Annotated in this window: 15 protein-coding genes and 2 pseudogenes; 8 read left to right on the forward strand and 9 right to left on the reverse strand. The window is 41.5% G+C overall.

The genetic code is table 11. The features are described 5' to 3' along the window. Positions 1-134: 134 nt before the first annotated feature. Together U2718_RS30265 and U2718_RS30270 are read right to left on the reverse strand one after the other, a co-directional pair. A complete protein-coding gene (locus U2718_RS30265) occupies positions 135-1,493 on the reverse strand; it encodes a UDP-N-acetylmuramoyl-tripeptide--D-alanyl-D-alanine ligase (RefSeq protein WP_341993847.1) in 1,359 nt (452 codons plus the stop codon). Between the two features lie 254 nt (positions 1,494-1,747). Next, positions 1,748-1,936: a hypothetical protein gene (locus tag U2718_RS30270; protein ID WP_341993846.1), complete on the reverse strand. Its 189-nt coding sequence runs from the start codon at positions 1,934-1,936 to the stop codon at positions 1,748-1,750. 37 nt (positions 1,937-1,973) lie between these two features. On the opposite strand from U2718_RS30270, the gene U2718_RS30275 reads away from it, so the two are divergent. After that, positions 1,974-4,460, forward strand: a complete 2,487-nt coding sequence (locus U2718_RS30275) for a methyltransferase domain-containing protein (protein WP_341993845.1) — start codon at positions 1,974-1,976, stop codon at positions 4,458-4,460. Positions 4,461-4,535: 75 nt separating this feature from the next. On the opposite strand, the gene U2718_RS30280 is transcribed toward U2718_RS30275, so the two are convergent. The 4 genes from U2718_RS30280 to U2718_RS30295 all read right to left on the reverse strand — a co-directional run bounded on the left by U2718_RS30280 (position 4,536) and on the right by U2718_RS30295 (position 8,359). Beyond that, on the reverse strand, positions 4,536-6,938 hold the full coding sequence (locus U2718_RS30280) for a tetratricopeptide repeat protein (protein ID WP_341993844.1): 2,403 nt from the start codon (positions 6,936-6,938) through the stop codon (positions 4,536-4,538). Positions 6,939-7,161: 223 nt separating this feature from the next. Beyond that, entirely contained in the window at positions 7,162-7,605 is a 444-nt protein-coding gene (locus U2718_RS30285; RefSeq protein WP_341993843.1) for a pentapeptide repeat-containing protein, read from the reverse strand. A gap of 125 nt (positions 7,606-7,730) precedes the next feature. Then, positions 7,731-8,120, reverse strand: coding sequence for a type II toxin-antitoxin system VapC family toxin (locus U2718_RS30290; protein ID WP_341993842.1), 390 nt, complete (start codon positions 8,118-8,120; stop codon positions 7,731-7,733). After that, positions 8,117-8,359: a hypothetical protein gene (locus tag U2718_RS30295; RefSeq protein WP_341993841.1), complete on the reverse strand. Its 243-nt coding sequence runs from the start codon at positions 8,357-8,359 to the stop codon at positions 8,117-8,119. The genes U2718_RS30290 and U2718_RS30295 overlap by 4 nt, the downstream gene beginning before the upstream one ends. A gap of 304 nt (positions 8,360-8,663) precedes the next feature. On the opposite strand from U2718_RS30295, the gene U2718_RS30300 reads away from it, so the two are divergent. Further along, on the forward strand, positions 8,664-9,620 hold the full coding sequence (locus U2718_RS30300; protein WP_341993840.1) for a ferritin-like domain-containing protein: 957 nt from the start codon (positions 8,664-8,666) through the stop codon (positions 9,618-9,620). A gap of 172 nt (positions 9,621-9,792) precedes the next feature. Further along, entirely contained in the window at positions 9,793-10,554 is a 762-nt protein-coding gene (locus U2718_RS30305) for an isoprenyl transferase (RefSeq protein ID WP_276746020.1), read from the forward strand. 37 nt (positions 10,555-10,591) lie between these two features. On the opposite strand, the gene U2718_RS30310 is transcribed toward U2718_RS30305, so the two are convergent. Continuing rightward, entirely contained in the window at positions 10,592-11,941 is a 1,350-nt protein-coding gene (locus U2718_RS30310; RefSeq protein ID WP_341993853.1) for a glutamine synthetase family protein, read from the reverse strand. A gap of 264 nt (positions 11,942-12,205) precedes the next feature. On the opposite strand from U2718_RS30310, the gene U2718_RS30315 reads away from it, so the two are divergent. From U2718_RS30315 to U2718_RS30325, 3 genes are all read left to right on the forward strand, one after another. Further along, complete coding sequence (locus U2718_RS30315; RefSeq protein ID WP_341993839.1) at positions 12,206-15,034, forward strand: ATP-binding protein; 2,829 nt, start codon at positions 12,206-12,208, stop codon at positions 15,032-15,034. Positions 15,035-15,315: 281 nt separating this feature from the next. Further along, positions 15,316-16,620, forward strand: coding sequence for a response regulator (locus tag U2718_RS30320; RefSeq protein ID WP_341993838.1), 1,305 nt, complete (start codon positions 15,316-15,318; stop codon positions 16,618-16,620). A gap of 109 nt (positions 16,621-16,729) precedes the next feature. Beyond that, entirely contained in the window at positions 16,730-17,953 is a 1,224-nt protein-coding gene (locus tag U2718_RS30325) for a damage-control phosphatase ARMT1 family protein (RefSeq protein ID WP_341993837.1), read from the forward strand. Positions 17,954-18,005: 52 nt separating this feature from the next. Here the strand turns inward: U2718_RS30325 and U2718_RS30330 are convergent, their stop codons facing one another. Beyond that, positions 18,006-18,953 (reverse strand): zinc-binding dehydrogenase, encoded by a 948-nt coding sequence (locus tag U2718_RS30330; RefSeq protein WP_341993836.1) that lies wholly within the window; start codon positions 18,951-18,953, stop codon positions 18,006-18,008. A gap of 230 nt (positions 18,954-19,183) precedes the next feature. Between U2718_RS30330 and U2718_RS30335 the strand changes: the two are divergent. Continuing rightward, a pseudogene (locus tag U2718_RS30335) lies at positions 19,184-19,438 on the forward strand (dienelactone hydrolase family protein); the annotation flags it as partial. A gap of 32 nt (positions 19,439-19,470) precedes the next feature. Here the strand turns inward: U2718_RS30335 and ruvC are convergent. Continuing rightward, positions 19,471-19,962: a crossover junction endodeoxyribonuclease RuvC gene (ruvC, locus tag U2718_RS30340; protein WP_341993835.1), complete on the reverse strand. Its 492-nt coding sequence runs from the start codon at positions 19,960-19,962 to the stop codon at positions 19,471-19,473. Positions 19,963-20,136: 174 nt separating this feature from the next. On the opposite strand from ruvC, the pseudogene U2718_RS30345 reads away from it, so the two are divergent. Next, a pseudogene (locus U2718_RS30345) lies at positions 20,137-21,504 on the forward strand (gluconeogenesis factor YvcK family protein); the annotation flags it as partial. Positions 21,505-21,715 lie beyond the last annotated feature (211 nt).

Here is a 21,715-nt window from a genome sequence, read left to right on the forward strand (position 1 = left end):
AATGCACCGCGTGATTGTGGTGCGTTACGACTATGTAAGGATTTGAGAGTTAATGAGAGTGAGAACTAGCCGTAACACAGCCTACTTACTACTTACTGTTTACGAAGGGTATTTTACCTTCTGCCATCTGCCTTTTAAGAATTGGCAAATTCCGCACGCAACTGACTGACAACCCGATCGAGTCCCACGGAATGGGCTGCTTTGAAAAGAATACGATCGCCTTCTCTCATAAAACTCTTCAATCTCGCAGCCAAATCTGCATGAGTTGTAAAACATTCTGAGGGAATACCTTGGGCGCTTTGAGCTATTACTTCGGCGTCTTGTCCGTCTACCAAAACCAACAAAGCATCCAGGTTCAATTTTCGTACTGTTTCACCAACTCGCTGATGTAACTGGTGCGATCGCTCTCCCAATTCTTTCATTGCACCTAATACAGCAATTCGTCGTTTACCTGGTGTGTCTGCCAACAAATTTAGCGCTGCTAGCATAGCTTCTGGTGCAGCATTGTAAGTCTCATCTAATATTACTACATCATTGGGCAATTCTAACCGCTGCGATCGCCCTTTTGGCATATCCACCTCGATGCCAGATTTCAAAACTGACCAGTCAATGCCCAAAACCTGCGCTACTGCCAAAGCTGCCATGTAATTAGCACCAATGTGACGCCCTGGCATGGGTAGGGGTAATTGCATACCTGCGACTTCTATAGTTTCGCTATCTATCAACTTGCCCTGAATATCTCCGCCATCAAAGCCAAAAGACACTACTTTGCCTTGCCAAACCTTCGCTGCCATCTCCATTAATAAGGGATTGTCGTGGTTGAGAATCGCCACACCATCCTTGGGCATCTCTGCTAATAACTCACACTTAGCAGAGGCGATCGCTGCTTCAGAACCAAGTAACTCTATATGTGCTGTCCCGACATTAGTAATGACGCCAATTGTCGGACGGGCAATTTGCGTGAGTTCGGCAATTTGTCCCTTGCCGCGCATCGCCATTTCAATCACAGCAAAGTCATTTTCTGCACTTAGTTCTAGGAGAGTTTTTGGAACGCCAATTTCGTTATTAAAGTTGGCATGAGTCTTGTGAACGTTTCCCTGGGTTGCTAAAACGGCGGCGATTAATTCTTTGGTAGTGGTTTTACCCACAGAACCAGTTACCCCAATCACTGGGATCTCAAAGCGATCGCGCCACCATCTGCCGATTTTTTGATATGCTTTGAGCGTGTCTTTTACTTGCAACACGGGAAATTGAGGATTCTGGTATTCAAAATCCACAATTGCTGCTAAGGCTCCTTTGGCGATCGCGGTTGATACAAAGTCATGCCCATCAAACTTTTCGCCACGTAAAGCCAAAAAAACTTCACCTGGTTTGAGGATACGCGTATCAGTTTGGATACCGCTACTTAATTGTGCTAATGCTGCATCTGATAAATTTGCAGGTTTGGCAACCAGAACGTCAATCAGTTGATTTAGGGTGGCAGAACAAGCCATAATTTGAGACTTTGGGATTCTAAAAAAGTTGTTTGTGAAAAGCAAAGGCTGCGAGGAAAAAGCCTTTAAATCCTATAATTATTTTGTAGATACTATAAAGTATCGAAGCTAACATTTTTACAAATACTTGTCAAAAAAGTGATTGGTAGTTAGTCTATATATTTCTAATAAACTAAGCTAAAAATTAGCTGAATCGCAGTTTTGGCAATAGTTTTAACTCAATTGAACCGAAACTGTGATGACTATACCACCGATCAATAACTACGAGTTTCAGTATCATCACTATTAAAGTGGACAGCACTGCTTGGATAAATATTCGCGATCGCTTTAGCTAGCTTTACTAGAATAGTTGGAATTTGTTGTGTTTGAGATGGAGACTGTGGGGCTTCTTGCGATGTAGAATTAGCTTCATGAGCGCACTTGTACAACAACCAAAGGCTCAAAGCAAAAGAGGTTAGGTACTAGGAGGAGTTTTAAACTATGGTCGCAAGTGAATTTTCTCCTCAAAACTTTTCTGAGCCAAGCCAAGAGAGTTCACGACGTTCAGCCAGAGAAATTATTCCTCTACTTCTAGAGTTAATCCAGCCGCACAGTGTGGTTGATGTGGGTTGTGGTGTAGGAATTTGGCTATCTGTTTTCAAAGAATTTGGGATTGAGGATTGCTTAGGAATAGATGGCGACTATATAGATACAGAAAATTTACAAATTTCTCCAGCAGAATTTTTGTTATTTGACTTAAAAAAAACACTGCAAATAAATAGAAAATTCGATTTAGTCGTATCTCTAGAAGTCGCTCAAAATCTCCCCATCGACTCTGCCAAAACATTTATCGATTCCCTCACCAATCTTGGATCTGTTATTCTTTTTTCAGCAGCTATACCTTCTCAAGGAGGAACATACAGCTTAAACGAACAATGGCCAGATTATTGGCTGCAACACTTTCAAAGAAATGGGTATGTAGTAATTGACTACCTCAGAAAGAAGATATGGAATCATGAAAATGTGGAACCTTGCTATGCTCAAAATCTCCTACTTTTTGTGAATCATAATTGTATAGAAAAATATCCTTCGCTCCACCGGGAATTAAAAAATATCAATACTTCTCAAGTGGCTATTGTTCATCCACAGATTTATTTAAAAAGCTTTTCTGTAATAGAAAATAAGCTTAGAAGTATCAGCCTAGACTCTTTAATTTCATTAATTCCTAAGAAGATTGTTGAACAAACTCCATCGGTAATTCCTACTATCCGCGAAATCCGACAACAACTTGCCGATTTTTTACTTACCATACCAACAGAGAGTATTGAAAATACCTACTCAAGTAGTGTGGGTAAAGTGCATCAACTGATTATAGATAGCGGCATTAAAGGTGAACTGCTAACAGATACAGAGCAGCATTTTGTAGATTCGCTGACAGCAAATATTGCTAGAGGATTTGATGATCCCAAGGCAATTCAATATCTACTAGTAGCCATGCTGTATCGCCAGGCTTACCATTTACCATTGACGTATGATTTTACCTGTACTCCCCTTTGGTTTCTAAAAGAATATCTAAAATTTATTCTTTACTATCCAGGTTATTTTCAGGAAGTGGGAGAGGTAGATAAATATTATAAGCATATTCAAAAACTAGTAAATTATGTCAATATTAACTTCTTCAATAACCAGAACTCAGAATTATGGCATAATATTGCTTCATTTGTTGTTAAAAGTATTAAGATTACATATCTATACTTTAGTATCGAAAATTTGCGCGATATTTTTACGAAAATTGCTGATATTGCAGAGTTAGTATTGAAACGTAAGCACTACAAGATTGATTATACTTTTCCGGAACGACTTGTAAACCGAAAAAAAATTCGTATCGGAGTGCTTAAAAATCATTTCCTTCCGCACCCCGAAACTTACAATACACTTCCTATTTTTGAGTATTTGGATAGAGATAAATTTGAAATTATTTTATATGCCACTGAAGTACACGATCACCCTTTGGAGCAGTATTGTCAGAGCCGTGCAGATCGGTTAATTAAACTACCTAATGATACTCATAGCCAAGTGCAGGCTATACGTGCTGATGATTTAGATATCTTATTCATCGCCACAACCTTCTTAATTTCATTAGTTTTGCATCGACTAGCACGTATACAGACTACTTATTTTGTTTCTCCTGTAACTACAGGAGCGCGAAATGTTGACTACTACATTTCTGGAAGTTTAGTAGAACCTTTGGAAGCACAAGCACACTATCGCGAGCAATTAGTTACTGTTAATGGCACTGGTTTTTGTTTCGATTTCACTAGTGAAGCTGATGCCCCTACAATTCAACTTAATAGAAAAATACTAGGGGTGCCAGACGAATCTGTTGTGTTCATTTCTGGTGCTAGCTTTTTCAAGATTATTCCGGAGTTAAGAATAACTTGGGCAAAAATTATGGCAGATGTGCCTAAAGCTGTCCTATTGTTATATCCATTCAGTCCTATTTGGGATACACAGTACGCTAAACAATTTCTTTTTGGCAAATTAACTGCTTTCTTTGCTAACTATGGCATCGAAAAAAATCGTCTGATTATTTTAGATATTCAAGGTCGCTCTAATGTGAAAGAATGTTTAAAACTAGGTGACATCTATTTGGATTCCTGCCCCTACTCCGGAGCTACTACAACTGTTGAGGCATTGGAAGTTGGGCTACCCACTGTTGTTATGGAAGGTAATGCTCTACGTTCTAGAACAGCAGCAGCCCTGCTACGAGAACTTCAGATGCCTGATTTAATTGCTAATAGTGAAGAGGCTTACGTGCAGTTAGCGATCGCACTTGCTCAGGATGCAAATCTGCGCCAACAAAAAAGCGCCGAAATCAAGCAAAAAATGCAGCAGATCCCTAGATTTATGGATAGCCGCTCCTACTCCAAGCAAATGGAATCGCTATTTCAAGAACTTTGCAGGCAGAAGTTTAACTCAGAGAAATGAGATTATAGAACCCCGACTTTTTAAAAAAGTTGAGGTTCTGAAACCTGCAACTTGTCAAAATCTATGGGTGAAGTACTAGCTTACTCTCAAATACCCGACAACTTTTTCTATTTGTTTTGTTGCCTTCATTTCAGTAAAAAGCTGAATAGCTTGCTCAACATTAGCTTTACTTTCTATAGGTTTTCCTATCTCTTGATAAGTTAAAGCCAAATTAAAATAAGCAATAGCTAAGTCACATTTAGCGCCTATTTTATCTAAAAGTTTCACCGCGTCTGCATGATTGGCAAGAGCTAATTCAAAGTTTTTTTGCTGTCGATAAATTTCTGCTAAACCATTTAACGTTTTTGCTTTTACTTGCATATAATGACTTTCTTCAGCAAAGGCTAAAGCTTTTTGGAACATTTCTTTGGCTTTGGTAAAATTTCCTAAATTAACATATGTTTGTCCTAGTATTTGAATGAAATAAGCAAATCTCCCAGCTTGTTCTACGATTTGCTCTGTAATGATACTGTGATAAATGACATCTGCTAACGCGCAAGATGCCTCACGCAAACCTAAGTAAGAATTGACTAAGGCTAAACACACAGAAGCTTTTTCTGCCCAGCGATGGTGTTCGGTATTTTGAGCCAGGTAAATAACTTGCTGAAATAATTGGGCAGCTGCTTCTAATTCCCACAAATCAATTTTATAAAGTCCAATACTTAAGAGAGAATCTACCTCTAGCATTCGCAAATAATATACTTTATGTTTATTTCCCTGCTTGGAAATGAGTGATTTCAGTGCTTGAGTAGCAAGATTAATTGTTTTTTCTTGGCATTTAATCGCTAGATAAATTTTGCCTGTAATCCAGTATAAATCACCTAAAATATTATATAGTTCGCTGACATTTTGATTTTCATTAACATTGCTAAGAACTTGAGTAATAGCAGCAATTAAAGGCTGAAGCCAACCCATACGATACAGTGTGCTACCCAGTGGTAAAAACTGTCGCCATTGATTATCTCTACTTTTAAGTATGACTTTTCCTGCTAACTCAAATTCATTTATTTCTATGTAGTGATAATAGGCTTCCAGAGCTTGCAAAGCATCTTTAAAGGTAGAAATTTGTTGTATGCTGGTTGTCCAAAATTCTGCCGCTTTGTGGTTAGCAGTTTCCCATTCATCACTGTTACGCAAACGAGCGATCACTTCGGTACGAATTACCGGATGCAGCCAGTATTCGCCTTGATGACACTCTACTAAAGAGCGATTTCTCAAAGAGACTATAATTTGGCGATGTTGCGAAGGCGGGACATCCCACAGTAAGCTTAATAACCCTTGAGTTGGAATTCGGGATACATCTTGATAGCGATAACAACCCAGACGGCAAAGCAGGCGATAAGCTTGAGGATCGAGGGCTTGCAGGCGATTGATTTGACTGACTGCCAAATTTTTTAAATCTGTTGTAGATAGGGGATCGGCATGATTTTCTTGCCAATAAACAGCCATATCACCGTCAAAATCCTCCTGAATTGAACCGCACAAAATCCCCATTGCTTTGGCATTACCTCCGTAGGCGCGGTGCATATTTTGCAGGGTGATTAAATCAATTGCTAATCCTCGATTGATAAAAAACTGCTGCCATGTAGTTATATCCAAACCAGGAAGACGATAGTGGGATGCATTTACACCAGGTTCGCAAAGGCGATCGCGACTTGTAATCAGAGTCACAGACTGCACCCTTGCATCAGCCAAAACGCGCAATAGCTCTACATAATTGCGGTGGGGAGTAATAAATCTGCCTTGCCCGTCGAGTGCAGGTTCTAGGTTATCAATCAAAATACCAATTCTGCGAGTGTGGAGTTGTCGCTTCAATCGCCCCAGCGTTACTCCAAATTCCACCCCAGGTTCTTCATCAAAATCCTGTTTCAACCACTCTTCCACCACGTGTTCCACAGCAGTGATATTCTGAGTTTCCTTAGCCATCAACAGTTCCAAGACTAAATCGAATCCCTGATGCAGATATTGTTGAGCCAAAGTGGTTTTACCTACGCCGCCTTCACCTTGAATGACGATAACTTTAATACCTTGATTTACTAAATTGTTGAGGTGGGCGATCGCTTCTGATCGTCCCAGAAAATTGGCATTTAACTCCTCATTTGCACCATCTGTGTTTGCAAGCGGGATAGTATGAGGTGAAAATTGCGAGTTACATATTAAACTTGAAATAGCAGTAGTTTTTCTGAGAATACGCTCTAAAGTGGCACGGCAATTATTTTTGTTAATCTTCTCTTTCAATACTTTGGAAAGCAGTTTCCACAACTGAGAGCCTACATCTTTAGCGTGTCCTTCTGTACAACCGTAATAATTAGCAATTTCTAAATATCTTCGACCGTGCCAAACTTGCTGAAGAATAACTTTTTGCAGATCGCTCAACCGTTCTCCGGTATGAGTAGGAATTACGGTGTCTAACCATGCTAATACTGCTTCAGCGTCCATTGTATAACGGCGAGAATATTTAATTGCAAGCGTGAGGGCTAGTTATTGATAGTTTACAGTTCCCATGCTGTCTTTTCGGATAAGTTTCTGTAAATCCGACTTTTTTGCCGACTTTTCCGACAGAGAGTCTCTTGAAGTCAAATTTTATTCTTTCCTCGCGATTGAATAACAATTTACTCACCATCATCATAATTAATGCTGAATAAATTAGTTGAAAAGTAACTCATACCCACTCAGCATCTTCAAGGATAGTTCCTTTAACATTCGCTCCGTCAAAACTGCTAATTCCAATCTCAGCATCGTTCAACAAAGCGCAAAACAAGCAGGCATCCTCGAAGCAAACCCCGTTACCGTAAGCCCGGCTAAAATCAGCGAAGCTTAGATCGGAACGAGAGAAATTAACGTAACTCACATTGGCATCTTGAAAAATAGCATTTCTTAAAATGGCATATCTAATTTTGGTATATGCAGGATGGCGATCTCTACCATAACCCCCACTGAGATCGGCACCAGTAAAGTTAACTCCACTAAGATCCGCTCGATCTAAATTAATTTCCCTCAATACAGCCCCACTCAAATCGGCTCCATTCACGTCAACTCCAGCAAAATCACGCTCCCCAGCAGCGTAACGCTCTAACAACTCAAGAGCAGTCATCTTCCAACTCATAAATTAACCTTTGATTTACCCTCGTTTCTTTGATTAGCGATCACTCTTACATAGCCGTAACACACGCTACTTCTAATTCAGATTTATATTTATTCATATACTATTGATTGTTCTCATCAACTTAGTTATTTGAGTGTCTTGACATCAGGATAATTAAGAATTTTCGCATCAACAGTTAATAAATGACAATCATAAAATCTGGCTGTTGCTACGATTAGTTGGTCAAACGGATCACTATGAAAACTGTTTAATTGAGTTGAATCTACTACTATTGGTAGTGTCAAATCTAATAGCTCTACTCCGGGATAAGCCAAAGCAGTTTCTAACCATTCATTAATAGATAAGGGCAAAACAAGTCTATTTTTTTCGACTAATTTTGCTACTTCCCAGCAAGAAAGAATGCTGACTCCTAAACCCTTTTGCTCATAATCTTGTAACCACTGTCTATGTTGTGCAGTCAATCGTGAATCGTTTTGTACCCACCAAACCCAGATATGAGTATCAAGTACAATCATTGCAAAACTTCCCAATCTTCCAAAGCAACAGGTTCTGTGGGGTCATCATACCGATATGGTTGCGTGTCGTGTAAAGGATAACGATTTTGATCTGATTGGGGTTTTGGTGCTGCTTGGCGCTGTGGAGTTTTAGCTTCCAGAATAATCACTTCCACAGCATCCCCAGCATGAAAGGGTAAACCTTGCAGCGTCAGTGTTCCATCTTCAGTTAAAATAACTTCGATTTTATGAGCGTTCATCTTACAACTCCTAAAGCCAGGGTGAGGAATGTACGCGCAGTGTAGTCCTGACTAAGAACTGAACAAGAAAATGCTAACTTGGTTCACTTCCCTGTTGCCACAATTCCTGCCAATTAACGATCTACAAATAACCTATCTTACTATTCTCACGCGTATACTCAAGCAGAATCTTGCATCCATCCGACTTTTTCCCCGACTCTTACACTGATAATACAAGTAAAATTTCCTACTTCACCCTACTGACAAACTATTCTGGGATAGCTTAAATTATTTGGCAAGGAGATAAAAATATAAGTAAAAAATTATGCTTGTTGCCCCTAGCCCAACCCCAGAAGATTTAGCAGAGCAAATAGATTCCAATCCCCACTACTTCCAAATTCAGCGCCGCATCCGTTCTTTGATAGAGCGTTATCTTGCCAACGAAAAATTGTGCGATCGCCTACTCGATTTACCAATTCAATTTCAAAATCCCCAACCACGCCCTTGGAAACCGATTGACTGGCAAGCTATAAATCGTGAGCAAATTATCGGTGTAAAACCAGAAGTATTTTTGTCTATTCTTGTGGGGGCAATGGACACAGAAGCACCCATCAGAGGCTATACCCAAACTAGCCGACAATATTTGGAAAAGTTACATCCTCAGATGGCTCGTTTTGTCGGTGGAACTGTTAATGACAATGGAGAGTTAATAGAACCTGGTTTGTGGGAAAAAGAAGAACGTCAGCACACCCCGGCTTTGCTCAAGATTTATTACCAATTAACAGGTGAAAAAATTACCCCTAAGCTTCGCACTGTCAGAGGTTATCTTCCTACTAACGATGCCTATGAAGACTTGTATCGCCACGGCTTACACCGTGTTGCTACCGAATACGGCGCAACCTGTCTTTATATCTGGCTGATGGCTCATTCTACGGGAGTACTTCAGGATGTTTTAGAGGAACTAGTGCAGGACGAAATTAACCACATGACCAAATTTTGGGGCTTTGGGGTATGGGCTTTTCCTGATACATCTCTTGTGCGGGTGGGACGAACGCTGATGAAAACGCGCCATCAAGACTACAAGCGCAACAACCTATTCCGTACTTTGAAACGCATGATGGGGACACTGAAATGGAATGATTGGTCTTTGAGCAATCAGGCAAGTCTCATTTTCACATTCATCTATACAATGCGTCGTCTGTGGATTTGGCATAGTAGCCTGACACCAGAGTATTTGCAAGAGTTATTTGGAGAGAGTTGCTTGTGCCTAGTGAAGGAATGAATTAGCCTCACGCAGAGGCGCAGAGAATAAGAGTTTGAGATATCGAATTTTTGAATTTTATACTCACATTCAGCAAGGCTCAAGATTTTTTAAGTACTCAGACAGAAGAATTACACACATTGTTTTCTTATTTCTTGTCTCCACGAATAAATTTAATTTTGCCGAACTACTTATGACTTCTAAACTTTTCTCAAAACTACCCGCAGATCTAGATCCGCATCGGTTACCCCAGCACGTAGCTGTAATTATGGATGGTAACGGTCGATGGGCAACTAGTAAAGGACTGCCGCGTATTGCTGGACATCGTCAAGGAGCAAAGACGCTCAAAGAACTATTGCGATGTTGTAAGGATTGGGGAATCAAAGCGCTAACAGTCTACGCTTTCTCTACGGAAAACTGGCGACGCCCGACTCAAGAAGTGGATTTTTTGATGCGTTTGTTTGAACAAATGTTGAAGCGAGAGTTAGCCCAAATGCACCGAGAAGGAGTGCGGATCTCATTTATTGGGGATTTATCGATTCTACCCAAGTCTTTACAAGTGGAAATGCAACATTCAATGACACAGACGTTGCAGAATCAGGCAATTCATTTTACTGTTGCAGTCAACTATGGCAGCCGTAATGAAATCACCAAAGCCTGTCATCAGATAGCGGAATTGGTGGAAAGAGGAGAACTCAATTCCCAACAGGTAAATGAAAATTTAGTTGCACAATACCTTGACACAGCAGGAACTTCTGAACCAGATCTGCTGATTCGTACTAGTGGAGAGGTGCGATTGAGTAATTTTCTGTTGTGGCAACTTGCGTATACAGAGATGTACTTTACTGATATTCTCTGGCCGGATTTTGACCGTATGGCGTTCTATCAGGCTTTATTGAGCTACCAAAAACGCGATCGCCGCTTTGGTAAACTTAATACTTCCCTTTCTGCTTAGTGGTAGGATTCCTTCTGCCCTCTGCCATCTGCCTTCACTAATACCGCTCCAGTAAAACTTTCACCTCTGCTTCTAATTCCCAATCTTTCATTGCTTCCCACTCAGCTTCACGCACAGCTAAAAAGGCTGTTGACAACTGGGAATTTAGAGCATTGAGAAGAATATTGTCTTGTTTAAGTTGGGCGATCGCTTCTCCTAAATTTGTCGGTAGAGGATCAATATTTCTGGCTGTGCGCTCATCTTCTGATAAATATCCAGGATCTACAGCTACTGGCTGTCCTAGTTCTAAACCTTGTTGCACGCCGTCTAAGCCAGCTGCTATTACCGCACCTAAAGCTAAGTAAGGATTTGCTGTTGCATCCACAGTTTTTAATTCAAAGTGTGTAGGCTTACCAAAAGTAACAGCACTAGGTACTCTCACTGCTGCCTCGCGGTTATCTAACCCCCAACAACGGAAAGCACCACTCCAAGAATGAGGGCGGATACGACGGTAAGAATTAACACTAGGAGTTGTCAATGCCATCAGTGCTGGTAGATGAGCCAATATTCCAGCAATAAATGCTCTTGCCACCTGCGAAAGACCACTGAAACCTTGCGCATCGGGTAGTAGATTTTCACCGTCTCGCCACAGACTCATATGGATGTGACAACCGCTACCAGCAGCTTCTGGGAAAATCTTGGGTAAGAAGGAAGCTTTGAGATTGTAGTGTTCTGCAACAGCTCGTACTGTTTCTCTAAAAGCAATTTGTCTATCAGCAGCACTGAAAGCGTCAGTATATCGCATGGAAATTTCATGTTGACCGGGGCCTGATTCTGGATAATACTGCTCTACAGGGATACCCTGGGCAATCAACGCCTCGGCAATCTCATTAATGACTTCACAATTGATATCCATTGCTTGGGTAGAGGCGAAGAGTGTAGAGTCTGCGGGTAAAATTCCGTCAGCAGTTTGCCGCAGCAAGTAAAATTCATTCTCAAATGCTGCTTGAATTTCCAACCTCTGACTTCTTGCCGCCTCTATCATTCGCACCAAGAAATGACGCGGACAAAACCCCCACGGCTCGCCATCAAGCATCATATTCCCCATCACACGAGCATGTTTGGGAGAATAGGGCAAAGCAATGAGGCTAGTCCAATCAGGGATTAAGCTAACTTCACCAACTGGCCCTAAACCTGTCTTACGAACAACAGCATCATACATTACCGGAACACCCTGTTGTCCTGCGGATATACCAACACCATACTCAAAGTAGTGGCGCAGCATTTCCACATGTACAGCCTTACCACGAATAATGTTAGCGTTATCACACCAAAGAACGCGAACAAACCTAGTATCAGCTTCTTTTAAAGCTTTTTTGACCTTCTTAAATAGGATATTTTCAGCCATCGCAGTTGGGGAGGGGAAAGTGGGACACGGAGACAAGGGGACACAAAGACGCGGTGACGAGGTGACACGAGGACACGGAGAAAGAGCAAACGGGGAATGTTTTTGATAGATTCTCCGCATCTCCCCTTGTCCTCTGTTTGTCCCTAGCCCCTAGCCCCTAGTTCCTTTTAACACCCATCAACAAAATTGTGTGAGAACCTGAAATTTTTGACTCTTGATGGGAACCATAAACATACATCTTAGTGTTAAAGCCTTCTTATTAATATGCTATTTAAGCCGATAATTCATAAGGTTTCTAAAGTATCTGATAAAGTTCCCCTACGAATTGTTTTAGTTGTTCCGTTCATCCTACAGATTTTTGCAGCAGTAGGACTGACTGGATACCTTTCTCTACGAAATGGGCAAAAAGCAGTCAACGAAATGGTGGTAAACTTGCAGACTGAGGTAGGCGATCGCATCGATCAACACCTTGACAGCTATGCCGCAGCCACTCGCGATCTAACTCAAATTAATGGTGAACAGATTGACTTAGGATTGCTGAATCCAGAAAATCCAGACCGTTTAGCTCAATTCTTATTTAAGCAAGTAAAAACTTATAACGTTGGTTATATCCTTTACGGTTCTAAAACAGGAAACTTTATTGCCTCTGGATACTACCGCGAGTCTACAATTCCAAATCACGGCAATCCAGATATCAGTTTGGTGTTGCTTAATCGTTATGGCAATCGTGATTTGTACAACTACACAACTGATACTCAAGGCAAGCCAGTAAAATTATTTGAAATTACTAAAGATTACCAATTTCAGAAGGAAGGCTGGTACACCAAGAGCGTTGAAACTGGCAAACCAGGATGGAGCGAAATTTATCAATGGGAAACTAATAATTATCCCTTGGCACTCGCCACTAGCCGACCTATTTATGATCAGCAAGGGAATATCATCGGTAGTATTGGTGTAGAACAGCGCCTTTCACAAATCAGTGATTTTCTGCGTCAAATTAAAGTTAGCCAATTAAGTAAGATTTTCATTCTGGAACGCACTGGCTATTTGGTGGCTAGCTCCAGCGATACTCCAGTATTTTCAGTGGTTGCTCAAAAACCACAGCGATTACAGGGTACTCAAATCAAAGATAACTTAATTCGAGCGACATCGAACTATTTGACTGAGAAATTTGGTGATCTAAAAACCATTAAAAATAGCCAGCAGCTAGATTTTATACTGAATGGACAGCGCCAGTTTGTCCAAGTTTCTCCCTGGCAAGACGAATGGGGGCTAGATTGGTTAGTTGTTGTCGCCATGCCCGAATCAGACTTCATGGGACAAATTAATGCAAACACTCTCAACACCATTTGGTTGTGTATCATTGCACTGGTACTAGCAACTGTTTTGGGCATTTATACCTCTCGCTGGATTGCCCGACCTATTTTACGGTTGAGTCGGGCATCAGAGGCGATCGCACAAGGAGAGTTAGATCAAGAAGTTGAAACTTCAGGCGTGAAAGAACTGGGTGTGCTTGCTCAATCTTTTAACCGTATGGCACAACAGTTACGAGACTCTTTCACTGCTCTGGAAAAAACCAATCAAGAACTTGAACTGCGGGTAGAACAACGCACCGCAGAATTGAAATACGCCAAAGAAGCAGCAGACAATGCCAGTAAAGCCAAAAGCGACTTCCTCGCTAATATGAGCCATGAGTTACGCACGCCCCTAAACGGCATTCTTGGTTACGCTCAAATTCTCCTGCGCTCAGAACCAATGACTGATAAGGGGCGCAAAGGTATCAACATCATTCACCAATGCGGCTCTCACTTGTTGATGCTAATCAACGATATTCTTGACTTAGCTAAAATTGAGGCACAGAAAATGGAACTCAATCCCAGTGATTTTCATTTTCCGTCCTTTCTACAAGGTATTGCTGAAATTTGCCGAATTCGTGCCGAGCAAAAAGGAATTGCTTTCGTTTATCAACCGGATGCAGACTTGCCCACGGGCATTCGGGGTGATGAGAAGCGTCTACGCCAGGTGATTATTAATTTATTAGGAAATGCCATCAAATTTACCGAGCAAGGCAGTGTCACGTTCAAGGTAGAGAAGATTAAAAGTTCTGAGTTTTCTGTTTTGAGTTCTCACTTGGAAAAATCACCTCAAAACTCTTACAAAATTCGCTTTCAGATTCAAGATACTGGTGTTGGCATGAAACCAGAGCAGTTAGAGAAAATTTTTCTGCCGTTTGAGCAAGTGGGAAATGCTAAAACACAAGCCGAAGGAACTGGGCTTGGCTTGGCAATTAGTCAAAAAATTGCTTTGCTGATGGGCAGTATATTGGAGGTGAAAAGTGAATTGGGTCAAGGCAGCACATTCTGGTTTGATGTAGAATTGCCTGAAGCCCAAAATTGGGCAAAGTCCTCTAGAGTCGTTCGGCATGGTACGATTGTCGGTTATCAAGGAGTGATCCGTAAGGTGCTGGTAGTCGATGATCGATGGGAAAACCGCTCTGTTTTAAATAGTTTGCTAGAACCAATCGGCTTCGACTTAGTTGAAGCCTTTAATGGACAAGAAGGTTTAGACAAAGCTGTGATAGAGAATCCTGATCTGATCGTTACTGATTTGGTAATGCCGATTATGGATGGCTTTGAGATGCTTAGACATCTGCGTCAGTTATCCCAGTTCAAAGATACACCTGTGATTGCTTCTTCCGCGAGTGTGTTTGAAGCGGATCAGTTCAAAAGTGTAGATGCAGGTGCGAATGAATTCTTACCAAAACCAATCGAGGCTGAGAGTCTACTTCAATTGATTCAACGTTACCTCAAATTAGAGTGGGTCTATGACACCAAAGCCGAACTTGTCATTGCAAAAGCCACCATTGCTAATGAAATGATTTTAGAAACTATCAAAGCACCTTCAGTAGAAGTTTTGCAGCATCTGAATCAGTTAATCGAAATGGGAGACTTGGATGAACTTGTTGAGACTGTTGAGAAACTTAAAGCAGCAGATCCTCAATTGACAGCCTTTGCTCAAAAAATCTCAAATTTTGCAGAAGACTGTGAATTGAATGCACTCACAACGTTCATCAAGCAATTTATTCCAAGTTAAGTAGAGGGCAGATGGCATAAAGACACGGCAATAGGGAGAATATTTTTGATAATTTATCCTGCTCTCCCCCTATTGTTTTCTTCTGTAAGCAGTTCGGTAGGGTGTGTTACGGCTATGCAAGGACTTGAGTTGTAAGAGCAATAAGAACTAGCCGTAACGCATCACAATCATACGATGCGTTATGAACTCCGTTCTAACGCACCCTACTGGTATATCAAGGCTATTTAAATATTAAGAATTTTTCTACTCTTAAATCTTTAGTCAGCAAATTGTGACAAATTATGCATCACTCAGCAGCCGAATTTATTTTAATTGTGGATGATAATTCAACCAACTTGTCTGTGCTATCTCAAGCGCTCAAACAAGTGGGGTTAAAAATTCGTATGGCGATGGATGGAGCTAGTGCCATCAATATTGTCCAGCAGCAATTTCCTGAATTGATTTTGTTAGATGTGCAAATGCCGGGGATGGATGGTTTTGAAACTTGTACCCGTTTAAAAGCAAATCCAGCAACTCAAACCATTCCAATTATTTTTACAACGGCGCTGGCAGATACAGATAGCAAAGTAAAAGGGCTGTCGTTGGGTGCAGTAGATTACATCACCAAACCCTTTGAAGAACAAGAAGTTCTAGCTAGAGTCAATGTTCACTTACAACTGCGACATTTGACTAAAACGCTGGAAGAGAAGAACGCACAACTACAGCAAGGGAATGAAATTCTTGAACAGCGCGTAAGTGAGCGAACTGCTGAACTTTCTCAAGCCTTGCAGGAGTTACAGCGATCGCAACTGCATCTGGTTCAAAGTGAGAAGATGTCAGCCTTGGGGCAACTAGTTGCGGGTATTGCCCATGAACTTAATAATCCGATTGGATGTCTTGTGAGTAATCTGACGCCAGCGTTTGAGTATGTGTCCGATTTAACGCAGGTAATTGAGTTTTATCAGCAGTCTTATCCAGAAGCAGCCCAAAAGCTAGAACAAATACTAGGAGAAGTTGATATTGATTTTATACTACAAGATTTGTTCAAACTACTGAAGTCAATGAAATTAAGTACAGAGAGAATTAAAGATATTTCGATTTCTCTGCGAAATTTCTCGCGTTCTGATGCCACAGCCAAAGTGCAGGTAAATGTCCATGATGGATTGGAGAGTACGCTAACTATCTTGGGGCATCGTTTGAAAGCTGTAGGAAATCGCCCTGCAATTGAAGTGATTAAGAACTACGGGGAATTACCTAAGGTGGAGTGTTATCCGGGACTACTGAATCAGGTATTTATGAATATTCTGGCGAATGCGATCGATGCTTTAGAAGAAACTTTACCTGTCAATCCTCAAATTCGGATTCAAACAGCTGTAGCAGATGAATATGTTGTGATTCAGATTGCAGATAATGGTATTGGTATTCCGCCGGAAGTTCAGCAGAAGATGTTTGATTACCTTTTCACAACTAAAGCTCTTGGTAAGGGGACAGGAATGGGATTATCGATTTCTCGTCAAATTATAGAGGAAAAACACAAGGGTAAGCTCAGTTTGATGTCTCAAGCAGGGCAAGGAACAGAATTTGCGATCGCTTTACCGCTTCGGTGACATTCTCCCCAAGTTTCCTCTTAAGGATTTCTGCTTCTGGTCATCAAACTGCTTATACTTCACTTATCCTGTTTGTTGACCTGAATCTTTACAAGAGAAAATTTTGGTGATGAAATCACAAATTCCCAAATTACCCTTGCCAGAACCCCTTGTAGGCTCAGAAAGCGGCACTTTCACTGAGTTTACAGTCACTCAAAGAATGCCTGGAATTGCTCGCCGAGTTATCGCTGAAAATAATTTTTCACCTAACATTAATGAAAGTTTAGAAAACCTAGCCAATGAACTGCCATCGGGTTATTTATTACCTTTGGTAAATGATACTAATGTAGATTTTGCAGCTTGGGATAAATATCTAGAACCATATAAGGGACAACGTTGGGTAGATATTCCCTGGTTCTTTGCCGAAACTTATTTTTACCGCCTCATTCTCAACATTACTAATTATTTTCTTCCCGGTGAATGGCAAGGTGTAGATCCGTTCCAATTGCAAAAATCTCAAGGTTTAAACACATCTTTAGATGCAATTATTGCTCTGAGCACTCAAGTAACAAATTGGTTGGAAGAATCCCAAAAACATAGTCAAATTCACCAGACTGCTTTGACTGCACTACTATATTTTGCACTTTGGGGTAATCGAGTTGACTTGAGTTTGTGGTCAGCTTTTGAGTCAAATCGCAGTCGTTTTGATATCGAAAACCAAGAAGCTCATATTTTAGTAAATGATGTGTCTAAAGTCACGGAATTGTTACTCAATAATCTAGATCAGCGAATTGATTTTATCGTCGATAATGCTGGATTTGAACTTGTTTGTGACTTATGTTTAACAGATTTTCTATTAGGTAGTGGTGTTGCTAGTCAAGTTCATCTGCATTTGAAGCCTCACCCTACTTTTGTTTCTGATGCCATGATTAAAGATGTATACGATACAACAGAGTTTTTAGCAACATCTGGCGATGAAAAAGTTTCGGCTGTTGGTACAAGGTTGCAAGCATATATTGCATCAGGGCAATTAGTTCTGCGCGATGATTATTTTTGGACATCGCCTTTAGCGTTTTGGGAAATACCAGATTCACTCAAACATGAGTTAGCAAATGCAAGTTTGCTGATTCTCAAAGGTGATGCAAATTATCGTAGATTATTAGGAGATAGATACTGGAATTATACGACTAATTTTGCAGATATAGTGTCATATTTACCTGTTCCGATGGTAGCTCTACGTACCCTCAAGTCAGAAGTAGCAGCAGGCATTCCACCCGAAGTTGTTGAGCAAATGCCAAAATCTGATCCTGATTGGTTAACGAATGGGCAGTGGGGTGTAGTGCAATTTGTTTAAAAAAGTGGCGATCGCTAGAGGCGATCGCTCCAATTCTAGATGTCGTGTGTATCTAATCTCCGATATGCAATACCGCTTTTCCAGGAAAACTTCTGTCGAGCAGTTTTTGTGCCACATCAGCAATTTCTGTCCAAGAAGCTTCTAAATCTATATGGGGACGCAATCGATTTGTTGCTACCAAATTCACAAGCCTTTTTAATCCAACTGCTGCCGATTCGCGTTGTAGTTCGTGAAACAATATCAATCCATATAAACTTGCCCCACCTGTAGCGAAGAAGCGCTGTGCATTGAATGTTACCTCTGCTCCCCCAGAAACACCTAACAGTACCGTCACTCCATTTTCTGCCAACAAGCCTAAAGCTGTTCCTAAAGTCTTGCCACCCACAGACTCAACGATCAAATGATAAGGGCCGTATTCACTAGCTGATGAGAGTTCTTCACCAATGACAACAGAATCCGCTCCGGCATTTTTAACAAAAGACTCATATTCTGGAGTGCGAATGTGTGCTATTACCTGAGCACCACTCAGGCGTGCTAATTGAATGGCGAAGTTACCAACACCACCAGATGCACCTGTAACTAATACGGGGCGATCCAAAAGCGAACCGCCTTTGAGTAGGGCATGGTAAGCTGTTAAACCTGCTACAGACAAAGTGGCAGCCTGAGCAAAGGATACTGATGGTGGTAATTCTGCTAGCGAGTGGGTTGGTACTGCTACTAATTCTGCCCAAGCTCCAGAACGAAGTAAACCGACAACTCGCGTTCCTTTCCCAAACCCCGAACCATCAGCAGCAGGGGTTTCTACTGTTCCCGCTAAGTCCCACCCCGGACGCCAACCAGCTTCAGCAGTGGTAGAACGCTTCACCTCACCTCGGTTGAGAGAAATTGCTGCTACTCTGATTACTGCTTCGTTGGCAGCAGGAGTGGGTGCATCTACATCACGTAGTACTAAACGCTCCTGCGTATTAGGATCGACAACGACAGCACGTATTTTACTCATATTGAAAATGTCCTGAATGATGATATCTCTTGAGACATTATGTTAAGAAATTTCCTCAGGGTGCGATCGCTTTTAGAGGGAAGAGAACAGGGAGCGGGGAACAGGATAACGAGTGTGTAATTAATTTTGTTTAGGTACTTAATTAAACGTAAAATACTTATGTCTAATTATGTCCAAAAACTAGATATTATCAGCCTTCTGCCTACTGCCCTCTGTTCTCTGCCTTATTTATGAAAGAAATCACACGTCGCCAATTTATTGCCACTGCCACCCTTGCATCGGGTTTTACCCTAGCAGTGCAACCCATTTCTGCCCAAGTCATCACCACCGATGCCAAAGGATTAATCGCAGGTGCAGTCAAAATTCCTGTCAAAGATGGCAAAATTCCCGCCTACAGAGCCATGCCTGCTACAGGTAAAAATTTTCCGATTGTGTTGGTGATTCAGGAAATCTTTGGTGTACACGAGCACATTCAAGATATCTGCCTAAGTAGACATTAGAGATCCCGCTTTCTTTACTACAGTTGAAAACACGCTGTTAAAGCTACTGCTAAACCATCTGCTGCATCATCTGGACGAGGAATATGCTCTAATTTCAACTCTCGTGCCACAGCTTGTTGAACTTCGTATTTTTCTGCATTGCCGTAGCCTGTTAAAGCTTGTTTAATTTGGGCAGGAGTAAATTCCACATAAGGCAGATTGTGTTGGGCTAAAACTAGCATAATTACACCCCGTGCCTGGGCAACTAAGATAGTATTTCCCATACGATAGAAGAATAGTTTCTCAATCGCTACCAAGTCGGGTTGTAACTCCTCAATCAAGGTGTGTAAATCTTCGTACAAAATACGAAGCCGTTGTCCCATTTCCGTATCTGCTGATGTACTAATAACACCGTAATCTAGCATATTTATTGAGGTATCTCGTAACTGAGCTTGATTTTGATTACAAATAATTGCTCCAAATCCTAAGGTGGCTAGCCCAGGGTCTAATCCTAAAATTTGCTTTTCCATTAACTTTCAGATCCACGCTCGCCAGGTGTTATGTTACAGGGCAGTTTGACAAGTTTAACTCGACGCTTTTGGTTTCATGGGAGTGAAAAATGTAGTAATTTCACACTTGGACATGAGACCAGGTAGTGTAAATTCTCTGTTAACCATTGTTTGTATTACTGCTCTTTTTTAGGTATGTCAATTGGTTTTTTCAGGCAAGCCCTTAACACTTTGCAAAAGCAGTCGCGCCGTCGCACTCGCCATCGAGTTAACCAATGGTTCAAATGGTTATCCCCAGGACTGTCTGTAAAACGTTGGTTATTAATTAGCGTTGGGGGTGTACTGCTAGCGTCTCTGGGATTGGCGATTTGGGTTAAGCTAACGCCAATTTTTTGGACTTTGGAGCTACTTAGGGGTTTTTTGACAGTTATTACTAACATCTTACCCAACTATATTAGTGGGCCTCTAGTTTTGCTATTCGGGCTGTTGTTGCTTCTTTGGGGACAAACCCGCACGGTGGGTTCAATTACTAAAGTACTAAGACCAGAAGGCGATGAAGAACTTGTGGATGTGTTGCTAGCACATCGTCGGTTGTACCGAGGGCCAAAAATCGTCGTGATTGGTGGTGGTACGGGACTTTCTACGTTATTAAGAGGACTAAAACGTTATAGCGCTAATATTACTGCTATTGTTACTGTTGCTGATGATGGTGGATCTTCGGGACGTTTGCGGCGGGAATTTGGTGTTTTGCCGCCAGGAGATATTCGCAACTGTCTGGCTGCATTGGCAGATGAAGAAAAGTTATTAACAGAATTATTTCAATATCGCTTTCGTGTTGGTGATGGTTTAACAGGCCACAGTTTTGGCAATCTGTTCTTAACGGCAATGAGTGAAATTACCGGGGACTTAGAGCGAGCAGTTGCTGCTAGTTCCAAAGTACTAGCAGTGCGGGGACAAGTTTTGCCAGCAACCCTCAGTGATGTTCGCCTGTGGGCGGAATTATCCGATGGACGCCGCATTGAAGGTGAATCAAAAATTACCGAGGCAGGAGGGAATATTGTCAAAATTGGCTGTACTCCAGCTAATCCACCAGCATTACCCGCAGCTATTAAGGTAATAAAAGAAGCTGATTATATTATCATGGGGCCTGGTAGTTTGTATACAAGTGTAATTCCCAATCTGTTAGTACCAGAAATTGCTGATGCGATCGCTGCTTCTACATCACCCCGGATCTATGTCTGCAACATTATGACTCAGCCAGGAGAAACTCAGGGATACACTGTTAGTGACCACATTCGAGCAATTGATAAGGCTTGTGGTGGCAGAGCCTTATTTAATGCTGTACTGGTACATAAAAGATCTCCTTCTGCCCGCGCACTCATTCGTTATGCTCAACAACGCTCTCATCCTGTCTTTTTGGATCGCGAAGAAGTAACCAAAATGGAACGAAGGATTGTTTTAGCTAATGTAATGCATGAAGACGAAACAGGTTGTGTACGTCACGATCCCCAACGATTAGCACGGGTTTTGTTGCGATGGTACGGTGGAGTTCATCATGGGAAATGGGGAGAGTGGGGGACGTGGGGACAAGGGAGCCAGCGCGTTGCGGAGGTTCCCTCCGTTGTAGCGACTGGCGTGGACAAGGGGAAAGAGGACAAGGGGACACGGGGAGGTGGAGACACGGGGAAGGAGACAAGGAAATAACCCTAATATACAGACGCTTCGGAACTGAAGCGTCTCTACCCGCTGTACGTCCGGGTTTAGAAGATAAATG

The organism is Chlorogloeopsis sp. ULAP02, from assembly GCF_038404745.2.
GTDB lineage: Bacteria > Cyanobacteriota > Cyanobacteriia > Cyanobacteriales > Nostocaceae > Chlorogloeopsis.